Here is a 17,080-nt window from a genome sequence, read left to right on the forward strand (position 1 = left end):
ACTGTTATCGATTTAACCGGCGCTTTGATTTGAAGGCGATGGTATCAAGGCTGGGTTACATGGCTGCGCGAACCTGCCCCATGCCAGCAAGGCTTCTCAAGCTGGCTGAGCCACAGTGGTAATCAGGAACAAAAAAGATTTAATCAAACTATCCACGGCCTTAACAAGTAAGACAAAAAAATCGTTCCACCGTAAAGATACCTGGAAGAAGATTTATCATACCTCCAGGGTTTTCGCGCATTGTGGGGAATTGGGCGATCACTTTTTCCATCAGTTAACCCCTCAGTATTTATCGCGTTTTTTTGCCGGAGGTCACCCCACCGGAAACCAGAAATGACATTACTTCTGCACTGCTGTTATCCAAAGGCCTGATTTTATCAGCCGATACCAGTACCACGCGACCCGCAATACTGAAAGCCATGGGGAAATAAACAGCAACATGATTCTCCAGACCAAAATCCTCAGTTGAGTGACGGGTAATGAAACCGGGCACCTGCATCTCACCGATAGCAACCAGTACGGGTTTATCAAACTCACGACGATCACCGATAATGGCATTTACGCCATCCTTGATCGCGGCATAAACCAGCTTCACTAACGGGATATGGGTTAACACCTGGTCCACTAGCCGAACGATGTGCTTACCCAGCCATAGATGTGTGACTGCACCAATAAGAATCGTCACACCCACCACAAGCACCAGGCTGATAAACACCACTTGCCAGCGGCCGTGAATCGGCAGCTCCCGGCTAAGATAGGGGCCGATGGTTTGGCTCAGGACGTCAGCCACCCAATTAATACCCGCAGAAAACAGGTAGACAGTGATCAGGATGGGAACCAGAACCACCAACCCCTCAAGGAACCAGCGCATGATGCGCGACATAAAGCGATCTCCCCGCCAAAACGACCCATATCACTCACAGTATACCGTGATCCCCCTGACTGACAGCGGGATCGTCACACTGCGTTTTTTATCTTAACGAAAGTCGCTGTTGTAAGCCCATAACAAGTACGACAGTACTCTCTTACTTTCACATCCCGCCCTGAAGACATACACTGTCGCCTGACCGGCGATGGCTCTATCGTACAAGGGTGCGACAGCACGGCCCCATACCGCCGCACAATAATGATAAAAGCAAAAGGGTAGTCACATGAAACCCAGTACGATCCGCATCGGGCGTCGATATCGCAGTAACCGGCTGGAAGGCCCTTATGACACCATCGTGATCGGCTCCGGCCCCGGTGGCATGGCTGCAGCCGTCTGTCTTTCGAAAGCCGGACAGAAAGTGCTGGTGCTTGAGCAGCACTACACCGCTGGCGGATTCACCCACAGTTACAGCCGTAATGGCTACGAATGGGATGTCGGCGTACATTATGTCGGCGATGTCGGTAACCCGGACACCATGGCCGGCGCCCTGTTCGGTTACCTGACCGAAGGAGAACTCCAGTGGGCGCCCATGGAAGACAACTACGACCGTTTTTATATCGGTGACGAGCAGTACGACCTGCTCCGTGGCAAAGATGCATTCCGGAAACAGATGGTGCATTACTTTCCAGATGAAACCCAGGCGATTGACCAGTACCTGGACCTGCTCAAGCAGGTCTCCAATGCCATGCCCGCCTTCATCGGACGCAAACTGCTGCCAGTCTGGATCAACAAAGCCATGCAGCTGGTCGGCAAGGGAAAACTGCCGTCGTTTTTCAATGAGCACACAGTGGATGTCCTCAGTCGTCTGACCAGTAACAAAAAGCTGATCGCCGTACTCACCGGACAATGGGGCGATAACGGCCTGCCGCCGGAACAGTCCAGTTTCATGGTGCATGCCCTGATCGCCCGCCATTACATGCACGGCGGCTACTACCCGATCGGGGGTTCCTCCCGTATCGCAGAAACCATGATTCCCCAGATCCAGGCGACCGGCGGTGAATTGTTCACCTACGCAGAAGTCACCGACATTCTGGTAGAGAATGACCAAGCTACCGGTGTGCGGATGAAAGATGGTACGGAAATCCGGGCACAACGGGTCATCAGCAATACCGGTGTCTACAACACGTTCGAGCGCTTACTGCCGGAAGCCACAGCAAAGGCAACGGGGTATCTCGACAAGCTGCGTCAGGTCAGGCCTTCCATGACCCACCTCGGCATGTATATCGGTATCGCGGATACGGCGGCGAACCTCAACCTTCCGCAAACCAATTTCTGGATTTATCCGGATGAAAACCACGAGCAGAATGTAAACAACTTCCTGGCTGACAGCAGTCAACCATTCCCTGTTGTTTATGTCTCATTCCCGTCCGCCAAAGACCCCAGCTGGGATGAACGCTATCCCAACCGTGCCACCATCGAAATTGTGGCGCCGGCAAAATTTGAGTGGTTTGAACAATGGAAAGACGAAACCTGGGGTAAGCGGGGTGAAGATTATGATGCACTGAAAGCGGCCTTTTCCGAACGCTTGCTGGAAGTACTTTATAAAAAACTGCCGCAACTGCGTGGCAAAATTGACTACTACGAACTATCAACCCCCCTGTCCACTGACTTCTTCTGCTTTTACAAAAAAGGGGAAATCTATGGGCTGGATCACGATCCACAGCGCTTTAATCAGGATTGGCTGAAACCCAAAACCGAGATTCCCGGTCTGTACCTGACCGGACAGGATGTCATGACTGCCGGTGTTGTGGGTGCGGCCATGTCCGGGTTCATGACCGCCTGTTCCGTACTGGGACTTTCAGGTAGCTGGAAATTGCAAAAACAGATGCGAAGCTGGGAACCCAAAGAAAATAAACCGTATTCAGCAAAAGAATCACACAATAAAACAAAGGAACAAGTTTCTGCGTAAATCCCTATTACGGAGGCAAGGTGGATATTGCCTCCGTATCCTCCATCATGTTGGCTTTCTATGAACGAGAGAAAGCCATATTCCTGCCCAGTGTTCGTCATCGTCCGCCACACCTGTCACTCATACTGACAAAAAAAGCGTTAAACAGAACCAATACTGTCACGACAGCTCTTACAACCCAGTGTCTGGCATTTTTATCCAGAATCCTGTTTTCCAAACTGCATGCGCAACAGACGAGTGATGTAAACATGGCTTCCAGCTCAGGCTCTCCTCCATTAAAACAAACACCTTCAACACCCAAGCCTCCAGAGCAAGCAACCGCTTCCTCAAAGGAAAGTGAGCCACACGCTGAAAGTAGTGAACTAAAGGTAATGTCGCCAATGCGTTGATTGCAATACAGATCACAGATAGAACCGGTATATTGCTGTCGTTTTATCTGTAGGTGCTATGGCAAAGATTGATGTTGTTTGTGCCCATTGTGATGGTACCAAAGCTGTTGTGAGAAACGGTAAAGTGCCCTCAGGTCTGCAACGTTACCTCTGTCGTGACTGTAAGCACAGCTTTCAGATCGAGTTCATCTACAACGCGAATCAGTCAGGTACCCATGAGCGGATTATCGACATGGCAATGAATGGTGCAGGGGTAAGAGACACGGGGCGAGTACCCAATATCAGTCCAAACACCGTATTCCGCCATTTAAAAAACTCTCTCCCCAACAAGTAACAAGCCATCCCTTCGAGAAGGCCAGGGTAGAGCTACTCTGTGAGATGGATGAGCAGTGGTCTTTTGTAGGGAACAAGCGGAATCAGTGGTGGCTGTTCTATGCTTGGGAGCCACGCTTCAAACGGGTCATAGCCCATGCATTTGGGCGAAGGGCTGAGTCTACACTCCAATCACTGCTCAGACTCCTTGAACCCTATAGTTTCAGCTTTTACTGTACTGATAACTGGAGTCCTTACACCTCACACCTGCCGGAGAATCGTCATGTTATTGGTAAGTTGTTCACGCAAAGAATTGAGAGAAACAATCTGACGTTACGTACACGTTTAAAAAGACTGGCTCGCAAAACGATTTGCTTTTCCCGCTCAGAGGAGCTTCACGATAAAGTCATTGGTGAGTTTATCTCTCGCACTCACTATCAACGTGTTTGAGGCATTACCACTAATTCGAGATTATTATGATGGAAACTAAAACAGTGCCGCCCTCAGTTATTGCAGATTTACCAAACAAGTATTGGGCCAGAAGGATTCCCTCAGAGAGCAGGCAGAATCCAGCCGTGTTCTATAAAGGCGTTGTTTTTCGGGCAGACGATGGTTTTCACGAAGAAGAAAACGGGGTCAAAGTCTTTCGGGGAATAGAGTACTTCTTCGAGCATGATTTTACTCAACAGTATATTAATGCAAGAGAGTATAAGTTGGACTTTGATACCGTATCGGGAAGAAGCATGTCGGGAAAAACGTTAAAGGCTGGCATATCAACTACCTATGATTACAATTATGCCCTTTATTTCTGTTCGATGAATAGGCTAAAAAATGTCTATATCATTGATCTTTTCGAGCACCCCTTCTCCATTGATATTAACTATTCATCACGGGCATATGGTTATCGCGTCAGACTGCCAATGCAATGTGAAGTCAATGTGACCAACAGCATTGATCGCTCCTTGGTTTTTGGTAACTACAACACACAGTCACGCCTATTAACCTTTAATCCCCATTATGACGGCATTATTGAATTGGACTAAACGGAAAAATTCTGGCGCTGCTCGATTTAATTATTGATCAAACCTCACAGAGCGCAGACGACAATTCCGCCACCTATTGACGGATTATTACAATTCTCAGGTCTGTCATGACGCTTGTTGCATGGTATCTTTTCTTCGTCATTCTTTTGCTGGCGTTAATGGTGCCAGGAGCGGTTATGTTAGTAGTCATCGACTGTAGTGTTTTTAAAGGCCACTTAGGAAAAGTCTGCTTTTACATGTCCAACATTCCACAGCTTCGTCTAGTTCATTTGCGGATGAATATAACTAAGCGGCACCTTGTTAGATGGAAGAAAGCCGCCATAAGTCTGCATACGTGACTTATGGCGACAATAGGAGGTATCAGGCTTCCGAACCTTTCGCTACAACCTTGGCAACCGCACGCGCAAACCGCTGCATGCCTTCGCGAATTTCGTCATCGCTAATATTGAGCGCCGGCGCCATCCGCAGTACCTGGGGACCTGCCACCAGCAGCATCAGGCCTTCTGCACGAGCGGCTGCCAGGAAGCGGGCACCCTGCCCATGCCATTCCTGCTTCAGCGCGCCACCAATCAGCAGACCTTTACCACGAACTTCTTCGAAGATCCCGTGTTCACGGTTGATGCGATCCAGTTCTTCAACGAACAAACCATGCTTGCGCTGCACATCAGCCAGCATTTGCTCATCACTGATGGTGTTCACCACTTCCAGCGCCACGGCACACCCCAGTGGGTTACCACCATAGGTGCTGCCGTGGGTACCGAAGCCAAGGCTTTCCGCGCATTTGTCCGTGGTCAACATGGCGCCAATCGGGAAACCGCCACCCAATGCCTTGGCCGTGGTCAGTACATCAGGCTCAACCCCCAGTTCCATGTAGGCATAGAAGTGCCCGGTACGGCCAACACCGGTCTGGATTTCATCGAATACCAGCAGGGCATTGTGCTGATCACACAGTTCACGGACACCGCGGACAAACTCAGGATCCGCAGGAATAATCCCGCCTTCCCCCTGGATCGGTTCCATAACCACCGCACAGGTGCGGTCAGACATTGCCGCCTTTAGCGCTTCCAGGTTATTGAATTCAACATGGGTGATGCCTTCAGGAACGGGCTCGAACCCCTTACGATACTTCTCCTGGCCACCGACGGACACAGTGAACAGCGTACGACCATGGAAAGACTGCCGGAAAGAGATGATCTCATGCTTTTCCGGACCTACATTGTCGTAGGCATACTTGCGCACCAATTTGAACGCCGCCTCGTTGGCCTCACCACCGGAGTTGCAGAAAAAGACCTTGTCGGCAAACGTCAGTTCAGTCAGGCGCTTTGCCAGTTTTAGCGCCGGCTCGTTGGTGTAGACATTGCTCAGGTGCCACAGCTTTTCACTTTGTTCCTGCAGCGCCTTGACCAGGCGGGGATTTGCATGGCCCAGAGCGTTGACGGCAATACCGCCGGTAAAATCCAGGTATTCCTTACCGTTCTGGTCCCAGACCCGGGAACCTTCGCCACGTACCGGCACCATATCCTGCGGCTTGTAATTCGGTACCATGACCTCATCAAAGGTCGCCCGCGTCACATTCTGTTCTGTCATCGCTTACTCCTGGAATTTTTATCCTGTTACTGTCGTTCTTTCGTTATTGTCGGGTTGTTGTCCGTTCAGACTGGAAGTACCCCGTCATTCACTGACGAGGCACTTCTTACATCAGTTGCCGCTTATTGGCTTAACCATTCGCCAGCAGGGCAAGATCCTGCATGGCGACCGAGAGCATGGCCAGATCAGGCTTGCCGACATTTTCAATGTCCGACATGGTGCGCTGCCAGCGGTTTACCGGTGTCGCACTCAATTCCAACCAGGCATTCAGTTTCACCAGCGGATCACCGCCGTTGCCACTGACAATGCTGCCGGTGTTTTCACCGAGGCTGCGATCCAGCTGGTCACGCAGGGACGCCTTGGCCTTACGCTGCCAGAGATCCCCTTCGGGCAGGCCGCGAACCTGGTTGCGCAACCAGTTCAGGGTCAGGCGGTCTTCCAGGCCGAAATAAACGGTGGCTGTCGCCTTAACCGACTGGTCATTGCGTGTCGCGATGCTGACGATATCCAGCACATAGTACAGGTAGCGGAAGCTTGCGCAGGTCAGCGCCAGGTCTTCCGGCATCCCGGCTTCCACCAGCGCCTGCTGACGTTCGGCCAGCAGCGCCCGGTCACTCTCACCGAGGAAACCGGCCAAGTCAGCGGCTACCGTCTCAGCACCGGGGCGATAAGTGTTGACCAGTGCTTCAATATCCAGTCCCGCACCATGGTTCCGCAGCATCCAGATGCAGGCTTTCTCCACATGGCGCTGCACCCGGGTCAACTCTTCACGCTGGACGGCATCATCCACACCCAGACCTAGTTGTTCAAACTGATCCCAGATTGACCGTACATCAAAGATATCCCGCACCGCAGCATACGCCCGCACGGCATCAATGGGCTGGCACCGGGTTTCATTCTGCAGGTAGTCCACAAAGGTGGCGCCCATCCGGTTACCGAGCATATTGGCAATATGGGTAGCCAGGATTTCCGTCTTCAACGGGTGCTGATCCAGGCGGTCAACAAACGGTTTCCGCAAAGCGGTCGGGAAGTAGCGTGGCAGCTCTGTGGCCAGGCTTGCATCCTGATCGACCTGCGCTTCCACCAGGTTGTCAAACAGCTTGAGCTTTGAATACGAGAGCAGCACCGAGATTTCCGGCCGTGCCAGTCCTTCCCCGGCCTTTGCACGTTCCTTGATTTCCTTATCAGACGGCAGGCATTCCAGCTGACGGTTAAGACGACCGTCCTCTTCCAGTGTACGAAGCAGATACCGGTGATCGTTGAACAGTGTTGCAGACTGGTGCGTGCTAAGGCTCAACCGCTGACTCTGCAGGAAGTTGTGCCGTAATACCAGCTCGGCAACTTCATCGGTCATGCTGGCCAGCAGGGTGTTGCGCTGCTTGACGGTCATATCGCCGTCGGCGACCACCTGGTTGAGCAGAATCTTGATATTCACTTCATGGTCGGAGCTGTCGACACCGCCGGAGTTATCCACCGCATCCGTGGTGATCAGTCCGCCGTTGCGGGCGATCTCAATCCGGGCGCGCTGGGTGATACCCAGGTTGCCGCCTTCACCGACCACTGCGGCCCGCAGTTCCGGCGCATCAATACGAACACTGTCGTTGGCCCGGTCACCCACTTGGAGATGGGTTTCCGTCGACGCTTTAACATAGGTGCCGATACCACCGTTCCAGAGCAGATCCACCGGCGCCATCAATATCGCCCGGATCAGATCCGACGGCGTCATGGAGCGAACCTTGCCTTCAATGCCCAGCGCCTTGCGCATTTCCGGGGTCAGGCTGATGGATTTGGCCTGTCGGCTGAAGATTCCGCCACCTTTGGAAATCAGCGACTTGTCGTAGTCTTCCCAGGTGGAACGGGGCAGGTTGAACAACCGCTGACGTTCGACAAACGACGTTTGGACATCCGGCTGCGGGTCAAAAAAGATGTGCATGTGGTTGAACGCCGCCACCAGGCGGATATGTTCGGACAGCAACATGCCATTACCGAAAACATCCCCGGCCATATCGCCAACACCGACCACAGTGAAGTCTTCCTGCTGGGTGTCCACGCCCCGCTCACGGAACAGACGCTTGACCGATTCCCAGGCGCCTCGGGCGGTAATGCCCATTTTCTTGTGGTCATACCCCTGGCTGCCGCCGGAGGCAAAGGCATCACCGAGCCAGAAGCCATACTGGGCGGACATATCGTTGGCAATATCGGAGAAGGTCGCGGTCCCCTTGTCAGCAGCCACCACCAGGTAGGGGTCGTCTTCATCATGGCGCACCACGTCCTGCGGCGGCACTACGTCACCCTGAACCAGGTTGTCGGTAATATCCAGCAGGCCGCTGATAAAGACCCGGTAACTGGCGATACCTTCCGCCATCAGCGCTTCACGACCACCGTCAGACGGCAGTTGCTTGGGAATAAAGCCGCCCTTGGCGCCAACCGGCACAATCACGGCGTTCTTCACCAGCTGTGCTTTGACCAGTCCGAGCACCTCCGTGCGGAAATCTTCCCGGCGATCCGACCAACGCAGACCACCACGGGCAACCTTGCCGCCGCGCATATGGACGCCTTCCACCCGTGGGGAATAGACAAATATCTCAAACTTGGGCCGGGGCAACGGTGCGGCTGGAATCTGTTCCGGGCTGACCTTGAAGGAGAGGCAGGACTTATATCCGCCTTCAGTCGTGCGCTGGTAATAGTTGGTGCGCAGCATCGCCTGGATCGCACTGAGGTAGTGACGCAGGATACGGTCTTCATCCAGGTTACTGACAGCATCCAGTTCAGTGTCCAGCTGTGCCAGCAACTGCTCGATCGCCTTGTCGCGCTTCTTGCTGAACGCAGGATCAAACCGGGTTTCAAAAAGCTTCACCAGAATGCGGGTAATGGCGGGGTTGCCATTCAGGGCCTGCTCCATGGATTTCTGACTGAACGGCACCTGCAACTGCAGCAGGTACTTGGCCAGGGCGCGCAGCAGCACAATCTGCCGGCAGGCGAGGCCTGCACTGATCACCAGTGCGTTAAAGCCATCGTTTTCCACCGACCCTTTCCAGGTGTGGACAAAGGTTTCCTGAAACTGGTTCCGTACCCCGTTGTCGTCCATGTCCAGACCGTTGCAGGCCGCGATGGCAAAATCCAGCACCCAGGCCAACTCACCATCCCGCGGGCTGACACTGTAGGGACGGGCGCTCAGGGTACGAACCCCCATATGCTCCAGAATGGGCAGAACATCGGACAGCGCCAGCATGTCCCCCTGGCCCAGTACCCGGAAATGCAGACGATCAAAGTCGTTCACCGGATGGTACAGCAGGGTATGCAGGGAATGGCCGTTTTCCAGCCCTTCCAGTCGCTCGATATCCGCCACGGCCTGACGGGGATGGTTATCTTCACGGTAAGCCGCCGGGAACGCGTTCACGTAGCGGCGGGCAAGATGACTGCCCTGGGCTTCACCGGCACTGTCAACCAGCGCTTTCTGCAGGTGGTCCTGCCAGACCATCATGGCGTCAGTCATGAGGGTTTCCAGCTGCCGGACATCCACCGCCTTGTCATTGGCGTCCTGGCAATGCACGGTGAACTGCACCTGGGCCAGTGGGTTCTCAGAGAGTTGCACACTGAAATCAATACTGTGACCCTCCAGCTCCCGCAACAGAATCTGCTGCAATTTCAGCCGGAATTCGGTATTGAAACGATCCCGGGGCACATACACCATGGCGTTAATGAAACGGCCATAGCTGTCAGGGCGGATAAAGACCCGGAGTTCACGGCGTTCCTGGCACTCCAGCACGCCCATAATGATCTCGTGCAGGTTATCGAAACCCGCCTGCAGCAGTTCATCCCGTGGATACTGGTTCACAATGTGACGCAGTGCCCGGCCTGCATGGCTGTTCACCGGCACATCCGCACTGTCCAGCAGTTTCTGCACCTTGACCCGCAGCAGCGGCACCTGCTCCAGCGGCGCGCTATACGCCTTGGAGGAGAACAGGCCAAAGAAGCGCCACTCACCGACGACGTTGCCCTTATCGTCAAAATGCTTGATACCCAGGTAATCCAGATGGGCCGGGCGCTGGATGGTGGAACGGGTGGTGGACTTGGTGATCACCAGCAGTTCCGGCTCCTGCAGCTTTTCTACCAGGGATTCCGCCAGGGGAATCTCCTTCGGGCTGTCACTGACTTCTTTCCGGAACGTGCCCAGGCCGGAATCATCCCGAATACACAGCTTGGCCTGGCAACCGTCCTGCGCCAGTTCGTAATAGCGATAACCGATGAACAGGAAGTTGTCATCCTTGAGCCAGTGCAGGAACGCGAGAGTTTCTTCCAGCTCATCCGCCGCAATCGGCTGGGTATGACTGGCACAGTAGTCAATCGCTTCATCCAGGGTCGTCTGCATCCGCGGCCAGTCATCAATGACCCGGTGGACATCCGCCAGCACCTGGCGAATCATCGTGACCATCTGTTGCAGGGATGCTTCATCCGGCTGGCGTTCAATCTCAATCCGAATCAGGGCTTCGGGGCGGCTGCCCTTGACCGTTTCATCATGGTCATGGACAGACTGCAGTTTCCCCTGCTTATCCCGTACGACGTTGATCACCGGGTGAGTCAGGCCATGAATATGCAGTTCCTGACGATCCAGCTCCATGATGATGGACGACACCAGGAATGGCATATCGCCAGACAGGATCTCTATCACGCTGTGTGTGGAGTGCCACTGGTGTTCTTCCGGCGTCGGGTTATAGGCGCGCACCAGGGACTGCCCAGCTGACCGTTGCTGAATGAACTGCCACAGGCAGAGGAAAGCGCCATACATCTCATCGGCACCGCCATCCACCGGCTCGGTGCTCCGGGCATGGCGGTAGTAGATATCCGCCAGACGCAGCGCCTGGTCGATGTCATTGGAGGGCATGCGCTCCCGCACCCAGAGTTTGGCCTGGTCGGAGCTGAACTTGCGAAGGTCTATAAAGGTATTCATAGCGAAATATCAGTACGTGTGAGGGAATCCGCCTGACAGGCCAAAGTATCGGACTTCCCGCACCCGACCATTCCCAGACGCTATCAAAACCGTGCTTTCGTAGGTATTTGCCCTTGATTATCAAGGAAAGCCCCACCGCCAAATTGCCCGAATGCGACATTGACTTGCGTCAGTCTGACATTGTGATGAGGCGACCCATATCAATGATGACCACGAAAAAGCATTTGTCATTTATTAACCATCCATTAGGATATCCGGTGTCAGAAACCGCCTATTGCCTGCACAGACACCGGCAGCAGCCCGGTTACCGACCACATCCAGCGAAGCCGTACTGTTGTTCTTGCAGATTTCAGGGGTGAGTCACCATTGTCGCACGTATTCAATCACCAACCCGCCGAACCGGCTGGTAGTTCGCTGTTGCAGACCAAAAACCACCGGGCTCACCGGACCGGCTTCCTGTTACTGCCTAACTTCTCCCTGATCGCCTTTTCCTCCGCGATCGAACCGCTGCGCATGGCTAACCTGATTACCGGCGAAAGCCTGTATGAACATAGCCTGATCAGCCATGATGGCAAGCCGGTGGCGAGCTCGGCCGGTGTCATTACCGACGTTGACTGCAGCATTCGCGATGCTACCAACGTCGACACCCTGTTTGTCGTCGGCGCCAGCCCGGTGGCACGCACCGGAAACGAGAACATTATTGCCTGGTTACGACAGCAAAAGCAGAGCAAAGCGGCGCTCGGCGGCATCGGTACCGGCTCCTACCTGCTGGCCTGTGCCGGCCTGCTGGAGGGCTGCCGCGCCACCATCCACTGGTGGGACTATGAAAACCTGCGTGATGAATTTCCGCTGATACGGGTCACCAATAATCTTTTTGAAGTGGACGGCCACCGGTACACCTGCAGCGGCGGCACCGCTGCCATGGACATGATGCTGTTCCTGATCGGCCAGCGCCACGGTATGGAGCTGGCGGCCTCCATCTCGGAACAGTTCGTCTGCGAGCGGATCCGTACCGCCAAGGACCCCCAGCGAGTGCCCCTGCAGCACCGCATTGGCGCCCGTCAGCCCAAGCTCGTGGAAGCGGTCACCCTGATGGAAAGCAATATTGAAGAACCGTTATCCACGGATGATATCGCCTTCCATGTCGGGCTGTCCCGCCGACACCTTGAGCGGTTATTCAAAAAACACCTGCAGGCGGTACCGTCCCGGTTCTACTTTAATATCCGGATGGAAAAAGCCCGCCGCCTGCTTCGGGAATCCGACAAATCCATTCTCCAGGTCGGGCTGGCCTGCGGGTTCACCAGCGCCTCCCACTTCAGCACGGCCTACAAGAATCACTACGGCCAGACGCCCCGGGAAGAACGTAAGGCCCTGGAAGCACCCGACAGCCTTCATATCACGTTAGAGTGAGTTATCAGAGGAAAGCGACATGCGATCATCAGCACGGTTTCCGGCCATCATCTTGGGTGGCTGCCTCATCGTCGCCTTCGGGCTGCTGGGTTACCAGCTCGCCGACGGACTGATTACCTTCAAACAAATGAACCGAACCGTCATCGCCAAGGGACTGGCAGAAAAGGAAGTCCCCGCCGATGTCGCTATCTGGCCGATCCGGTTCCGGGAAGGGGCCAACGACCTGGGCACACTGGTCAAGGATATCCAGACCAAGAATGACAAGATCGTCACCTTTCTCCATGACCGGGGCTTTACCGACCAGGACATTTCCATCAACCCACCGGCCATCACCGATAACGAGACCCTGAACTACAATACCGGCCAGAACAGATTCCGTTACACGGCGGAGTCTGATGTCACCGTTTACACAACGAATGTGCATCGGGTACGCCAGGCTCGGCAAGAGATTCTGGAGCTGGCAGCAGCTGGCATTGCCATCGCCAGCAATGACTACGAAGCCCGCACCGAATACCTGTTCACCGGCCTCAACACCCTGAAACCCGCCATGATTGAAGAAGCCACCCGCAATGCCCGGGAGGTGGGAGAGAAATTCGCGCAGGATTCCGACAGCCGGCTCGGTAAAATCAAATCAGCCCGCCAGGGCGTTTTCCAAATTACGGATCGGGATAAAAACACGCCCTATATAAAGAAGGTGCGGGTGATTTCCACCATTGAGTACTATCTGACAGATTGATCTTTCAGGCGGCAAGGGACGCAGCATTCCGGATGCTGCGTCCTGGCGGTGACAGAATTGCTCAGGTGTGCAGGCGTTTTTTCGCTTTCACGGCGCAGTAGCCAGTCATACCGTGTATGCACATCCCGGGAAATAGCATCAACGGCGCAATCCACACGGAACACAGGCAGAGATTGCCACATTCAGGTAACGCAATGACCTGCAGCAACAAAACCCATTCATACGACAGTGGTTTGAACACCCTTTAACCAAAAGACGCCCTGAGAAAATAAAATGTCCGATTCTGAAAACTTATTTTACTGCTGTCTGGTAGTTTGATTACCCGACACAATCAAATAACACGATAACAAGGTGTCTATCTGTCCTCTGGCAGTGGATGCAATACGATCGGGTCCCGTTAACAGGGCGTCGGTAACGGCACTGGCATGACCTTCGGGTGGAGTGACCTGCCAGCACCTGCAAATCGGGATTCAGCGGAGATAATAACGATGTCAACCGGTCCCGCTGCAATAGAAATCAGGAATCTGCACAAGACCTTTGGTCAGGATGAAGTGCTCAAAGGCATCGACCTGACCGCACACGATGGTGATGTGGTCTCCATTATCGGTTCCAGCGGTTCAGGGAAAAGTACCTTCCTGCGCTGTATCAACCTGCTCGAACAACCGACTGAAGGTGAGATCACGATCAGCGGTGAAGCCCTGGCCCTGAAACGGGCACACTCCGGCGATCTGGATGCCGCCAATCACAAACAACTCACCCTGATGCGCGAACGCCTCGGTTTTGTTTTCCAGAACTTCAACCTCTGGCCCCACATGACCATTATGGAAAATGTCATTGAGGCGCCCGTCAATGTCCTGAAACAGAAAAAAGCCGAAGCCGTTGAAAATGCTGAGCGCCTGCTGCACAAGGTCGGCATGTATGAGCGCAAAGACTTTTATCCCAGCCAGCTTTCCGGTGGACAGCAGCAACGTGTGGCCATTGCCCGGGCGCTGGCGATGGATCCACAGGTCATGCTGTTTGATGAACCCACCTCTGCGCTGGACCCCGAACTGGTCGGCGAAGTACTGAACGTCATCCGTAGTCTGGCGGAAGAAGGCCGTACCATGCTGATCGTGACGCACGAAATGGCCTTCGCCCGGGAAGTGTCCAGTCAGGTTATGTTCCTGCACCAGGGCAAGGTGGAAGAGTTTGGCCCGCCTGCCCAGGTGTTTGGCAACCCGATATCAGAACGCTGTAAGGCTTTTGTTTCCAGCATCTTCTGATACCGGACAGCAGACGTGTTATACCGTTAACAACGATAAATGGCCATTCACAGGCCTGCAGTAAAAAAACAACGGAACAGGAAAAACACCATGAAAATCAAGAATAAACTGCTTTCCACGTTTGTCGCCGCCAGTTTGGCTATCAGCGCGGGTAGCGCCATGGCTGCTGAAAAGATCCGCTTTGCCACCGAAGGCGCCTGGGCCCCCTTTAACTTTATCGATGAAACCGGTAAGCCCCAGGGCTTCGATGTGGATATCGCCGACGCCCTGTGTGAAAAACTGCAGGCGGAATGTGAAATGGTCACCCAGGACTGGGACGGCCTGATTCCCGGCCTGAAAGTCCGAAAGTTTGACGCCATTATCGCCTCCATGTCGATCACTGAAGAACGCCAGCGCGTCGTTGATTTCACTGATCCCTACTATTCCGGTGGCCTGCGCTTTGTAGCAGACAAAGACAAGGATTTCGACACCGCCGTTGAATCCCTGAAAGGCAAGACCATCGGCGCCCAGCGAGCGACGGTCGGCGGCATCTACCTGGAAGATAACCTGTCAGATGTCGTGAATGTGAAACTGTATGACACCAACGACAGTGTCTATCTGGATCTGAAGTCCGGCCGACTGGATGGCGCCCTGTCCGATGAACTGCCGACCTATGAATGGCTGAAAAACGAACCCGGTTATGAGTACAAGGGTGAAGCCTTTAACAAAAACGACAAGATCGGTATTGCCGTACGCAAGAATGACCAGGAACTGCGTGACAAGCTGAACCGCGCCCTGCAGGCCATCGTTGCGGACGGCACCTATGCCAAGATCAACGCCAAGTACTTCCCCTTCTCCATCTACTGATAGGTCTCTCTGGACACGGAGCGGCTATGCCGCTCCCCCTTCCTGCAAGTAGAGGATGTATGCATGCTTGAACTGCATGGCTTTGAAGACCAGCTTCTGGCAGGCACGATTGTCACCGTCAAGCTGGCGCTGGCTGCCCTGGCAGTCGGCCTGACACTGGGGCTGCTGGGCGCATCCGCCAAACTGTCCCGCTTTCGTGTGGCTCGCGCCATTGCCTCCGGCTATACCGGCCTGATCCGCGGCCTGCCAGAACTTCTGACCGTACTGATCATCTATTTCGGCGCCACCACGGTGCTGATGGCCATTGCCAGCCAGTTCGGTTACGACGAATACATTGAAATCGGCCCCTTTGCCGCCGGTGTCACGGCGCTCGGCCTGACCTTTGGCGCTTATGCGACAGAAGTCTTCCGGGGCGCAATCCAGTCCATTCCTGCTGGGCAACGAGAAGCCGGACTGGCGCTCGGCATGAGCAAGCTGCGTATCTTCTTCCGCATTACCCTGCCCCAGGTCTGGCGGCTTGCGCTGCCAGGACTCGGCAACCTGTTCCTCGTACTGCTCAAGGATACCGCGCTGGTATCAGTGATCGGACTGGACGACATCATGCGTAAGGCCAGCGTGGCCGTGAATTACACCAAGGAACCGTTCACTTTCTACCTGGCTGCAGCGTTCATTTACCTGCTGTTGACCATTGTTACCATGATCGGTCTCCACTACCTGGAAAAACGCGCTAACCGCGGCGTCGCGAGGGCCTGATTATGGATTTCAGTGTTGTCATCGACTATTTCCCACGCCTGATGGAAGGCGCCTGGATGACCGTTCAACTGGTGGTCGTCTCCGGCATTCTCGGCGCCGCCCTGGCGCTGCCCATCGGCCTGGCGCGTCACTCCAATAAACTCTGGATCAAGGCGCTGCCCTACAGCTATATCTTCTTTTTCCGCGGCACTCCGCTGCTGGTCCAACTGTTCCTCGTCTATTACGGGCTGGCGCAGTTCGAGATTGTCCGGGAAAGTATTTTCTGGTCGTATCTGCGTGAACCCTACTGGTGTGCGATCATCGCCTTCTGCCTGAATACGTCAGCGTATTCTGCGGAAATCCTCAGGGGAGCACTGGCGTCTATTCCCAAGGGCGAAATTGAGGCTTGTCGTGTACTGGGCATGAGCAAGGTGCAGATGTACCGTCGTGTACTTCTGCCCCGCGCCTTCGGCATGATCCTGCCAGCTTACGGCAACGAAGTGATCCTGATGCTCAAGAGCAGCGCGCTGGCCAGCACCATTACTTTGCTGGATCTGACCGGTATGGCGCGAACTATCATTGCCCGCACCTATACACCGATTGAAATGTTCCTGGCCGCAGGTTCCTGCTACCTCGTACTGAGCCTGATTATGATGGGTGGTTTCAGGCTACTGGAGAAACGCTTCAACGGACACCTGAATGCAAAGCGCAAACCCGTCGCAAAAAAAATAAATGACTCCTCGGAAACAAGTTCGGTTATAGCTGAAAAAGTAACTTCCTGCTAAAAACAAAAAAAGGGGCCCCATTAAGGCCCCTTTTAGTCAGTAATCTGCGTGCAAATACATCAACCTGATTACCACTGTGGCTCAGCCAGCTTGAGAAGCCTTGCTGGCATGGGGCAGGTTCGCGCAGCCATGTAACCCAGCCTTGATACCATCGCCTTCAAATCAAAGCGCCGGTTAAATCGATAACAGT

13 protein-coding genes and 2 pseudogenes are annotated in these 17,080 nt (G+C 54.2%); 11 read left to right on the top strand and 4 right to left on the bottom strand.

Annotated features, from left to right (window positions below; translation table 11 throughout):
- Positions 1 to 122: pseudogene (locus KHS78_RS21750) on the top strand (IS1595 family transposase); the annotation flags it as partial.
- A gap of 167 nt (positions 123 to 289) precedes the next feature.
- Here the strand turns inward: KHS78_RS21750 and KHS78_RS21755 are convergent.
- Positions 290 to 883 (bottom strand): DUF502 domain-containing protein, encoded by a 594-nt coding sequence (locus KHS78_RS21755; protein ID WP_211831116.1) that lies wholly within the window; start codon positions 881 to 883, stop codon positions 290 to 292.
- A gap of 268 nt (positions 884 to 1,151) precedes the next feature.
- Between KHS78_RS21755 and KHS78_RS21760 the strand changes: the two genes are divergently transcribed.
- The 4 genes from KHS78_RS21760 (at position 1,152) to KHS78_RS21775 (ending at position 4,581) form a co-directional block, all read left to right on the top strand.
- A complete protein-coding gene (locus KHS78_RS21760) occupies positions 1,152 to 2,837 on the top strand; it encodes a phytoene desaturase family protein (RefSeq protein ID WP_211831117.1) in 1,686 nt (561 codons plus the stop codon).
- Positions 2,838 to 2,857: 20 nt separating this feature from the next.
- Positions 2,858 to 3,226, top strand: coding sequence for a hypothetical protein (locus KHS78_RS21765; protein WP_211831118.1), 369 nt, complete (start codon positions 2,858 to 2,860; stop codon positions 3,224 to 3,226).
- 58 nt (positions 3,227 to 3,284) lie between these two features.
- A protein-coding gene (locus KHS78_RS21770; RefSeq protein ID WP_211831119.1) for an IS1 family transposase occupies positions 3,285 to 3,988 on the top strand; the annotation gives its coding sequence in 2 pieces (ribosomal slippage) (positions 3,285 to 3,534 and positions 3,534 to 3,988; 705 coding nt in all).
- A 26-nt stretch (positions 3,989 to 4,014) separates the two neighbouring features.
- Positions 4,015 to 4,581: a hypothetical protein gene (locus KHS78_RS21775; protein WP_211831120.1), complete on the top strand. Its 567-nt coding sequence runs from the start codon at positions 4,015 to 4,017 to the stop codon at positions 4,579 to 4,581.
- Between the two features lie 360 nt (positions 4,582 to 4,941).
- Here KHS78_RS21775 and KHS78_RS21780 read toward each other — a convergent pair whose 3' ends face one another.
- Entirely contained in the window at positions 4,942 to 6,168 is a 1,227-nt protein-coding gene (locus KHS78_RS21780) for an aspartate aminotransferase family protein (RefSeq protein WP_211831121.1), read from the bottom strand.
- Positions 6,169 to 6,298: 130 nt separating this feature from the next.
- Positions 6,299 to 11,119 carry an NAD-glutamate dehydrogenase gene (locus tag KHS78_RS21785; RefSeq protein ID WP_211831122.1) on the bottom strand — a complete coding sequence of 1,607 codons (4,821 nt, stop codon included), beginning with the start codon at positions 11,117 to 11,119 and terminating at the stop codon, positions 6,299 to 6,301.
- A gap of 366 nt (positions 11,120 to 11,485) precedes the next feature.
- Between KHS78_RS21785 and KHS78_RS21790 the strand changes: the two genes are divergently transcribed.
- From KHS78_RS21790 to KHS78_RS21815, 6 genes are all read left to right on the top strand, one after another.
- Positions 11,486 to 12,529 carry a GlxA family transcriptional regulator gene (locus KHS78_RS21790; RefSeq protein WP_246506764.1) on the top strand — a complete coding sequence of 348 codons (1,044 nt, stop codon included), beginning with the start codon at positions 11,486 to 11,488 and terminating at the stop codon, positions 12,527 to 12,529.
- Positions 12,530 to 12,548: 19 nt separating this feature from the next.
- Positions 12,549 to 13,265, top strand: coding sequence for an SIMPL domain-containing protein (locus KHS78_RS21795; RefSeq protein ID WP_211831123.1), 717 nt, complete (start codon positions 12,549 to 12,551; stop codon positions 13,263 to 13,265).
- 488 nt (positions 13,266 to 13,753) lie between these two features.
- A complete protein-coding gene (locus KHS78_RS21800; RefSeq protein WP_211831124.1) occupies positions 13,754 to 14,527 on the top strand; it encodes an ABC transporter ATP-binding protein in 774 nt (257 codons plus the stop codon).
- 90 nt (positions 14,528 to 14,617) lie between these two features.
- On the top strand, positions 14,618 to 15,373 hold the full coding sequence (locus KHS78_RS21805; protein WP_211831125.1) for a transporter substrate-binding domain-containing protein: 756 nt from the start codon (positions 14,618 to 14,620) through the stop codon (positions 15,371 to 15,373).
- Positions 15,374 to 15,436: 63 nt separating this feature from the next.
- Positions 15,437 to 16,126 (top strand): ABC transporter permease, encoded by a 690-nt coding sequence (locus KHS78_RS21810; protein ID WP_211831126.1) that lies wholly within the window; start codon positions 15,437 to 15,439, stop codon positions 16,124 to 16,126.
- A gap of 2 nt (positions 16,127 to 16,128) precedes the next feature.
- Complete coding sequence (locus KHS78_RS21815; RefSeq protein WP_211831127.1) at positions 16,129 to 16,890, top strand: ABC transporter permease; 762 nt, start codon at positions 16,129 to 16,131, stop codon at positions 16,888 to 16,890.
- 68 nt (positions 16,891 to 16,958) lie between these two features.
- Here the strand turns inward: KHS78_RS21815 and KHS78_RS21820 are convergent.
- Positions 16,959 to 17,080, bottom strand: a pseudogene (locus KHS78_RS21820) (IS1595 family transposase); the annotation flags it as partial.

The sequence above is a fragment of the Kistimonas asteriae genome (assembly GCF_018263925.1).
Taxonomy (GTDB): domain Bacteria; phylum Pseudomonadota; class Gammaproteobacteria; order Pseudomonadales; family Endozoicomonadaceae; genus Kistimonas; species Kistimonas asteriae.

Excerpts from the sequence above, each read along its gene's own strand:
- KHS78_RS21810 (WP_211831126.1), top strand. The coding sequence starts at position 15,437 with ATGCTTGAACTGCATGGCTTTGAAGACCAGCTTCTGGCAGGCACGATT.
- KHS78_RS21760 (WP_211831117.1), top strand. The coding sequence starts at position 1,152 with ATGAAACCCAGTACGATCCGCATCGGGCGTCGATATCGCAGTAACCGG.
- KHS78_RS21805 (WP_211831125.1), top strand. The coding sequence starts at position 14,618 with ATGAAAATCAAGAATAAACTGCTTTCCACGTTTGTCGCCGCCAGTTTG.
- KHS78_RS21800 (WP_211831124.1), top strand. The coding sequence starts at position 13,754 with ATGTCAACCGGTCCCGCTGCAATAGAAATCAGGAATCTGCACAAGACC.
- KHS78_RS21755 (WP_211831116.1), bottom strand. The coding sequence starts at position 883 with ATGTCGCGCATCATGCGCTGGTTCCTTGAGGGGTTGGTGGTTCTGGTT.
- KHS78_RS21780 (WP_211831121.1), bottom strand. The coding sequence starts at position 6,168 with ATGACAGAACAGAATGTGACGCGGGCGACCTTTGATGAGGTCATGGTA.
- KHS78_RS21815 (WP_211831127.1), top strand. The coding sequence starts at position 16,129 with ATGGATTTCAGTGTTGTCATCGACTATTTCCCACGCCTGATGGAAGGC.
- KHS78_RS21785 (WP_211831122.1), bottom strand. The coding sequence starts at position 11,119 with ATGAATACCTTTATAGACCTTCGCAAGTTCAGCTCCGACCAGGCCAAA.
- KHS78_RS21795 (WP_211831123.1), top strand. The coding sequence starts at position 12,549 with ATGCGATCATCAGCACGGTTTCCGGCCATCATCTTGGGTGGCTGCCTC.
- KHS78_RS21775 (WP_211831120.1), top strand. The coding sequence starts at position 4,015 with ATGATGGAAACTAAAACAGTGCCGCCCTCAGTTATTGCAGATTTACCA.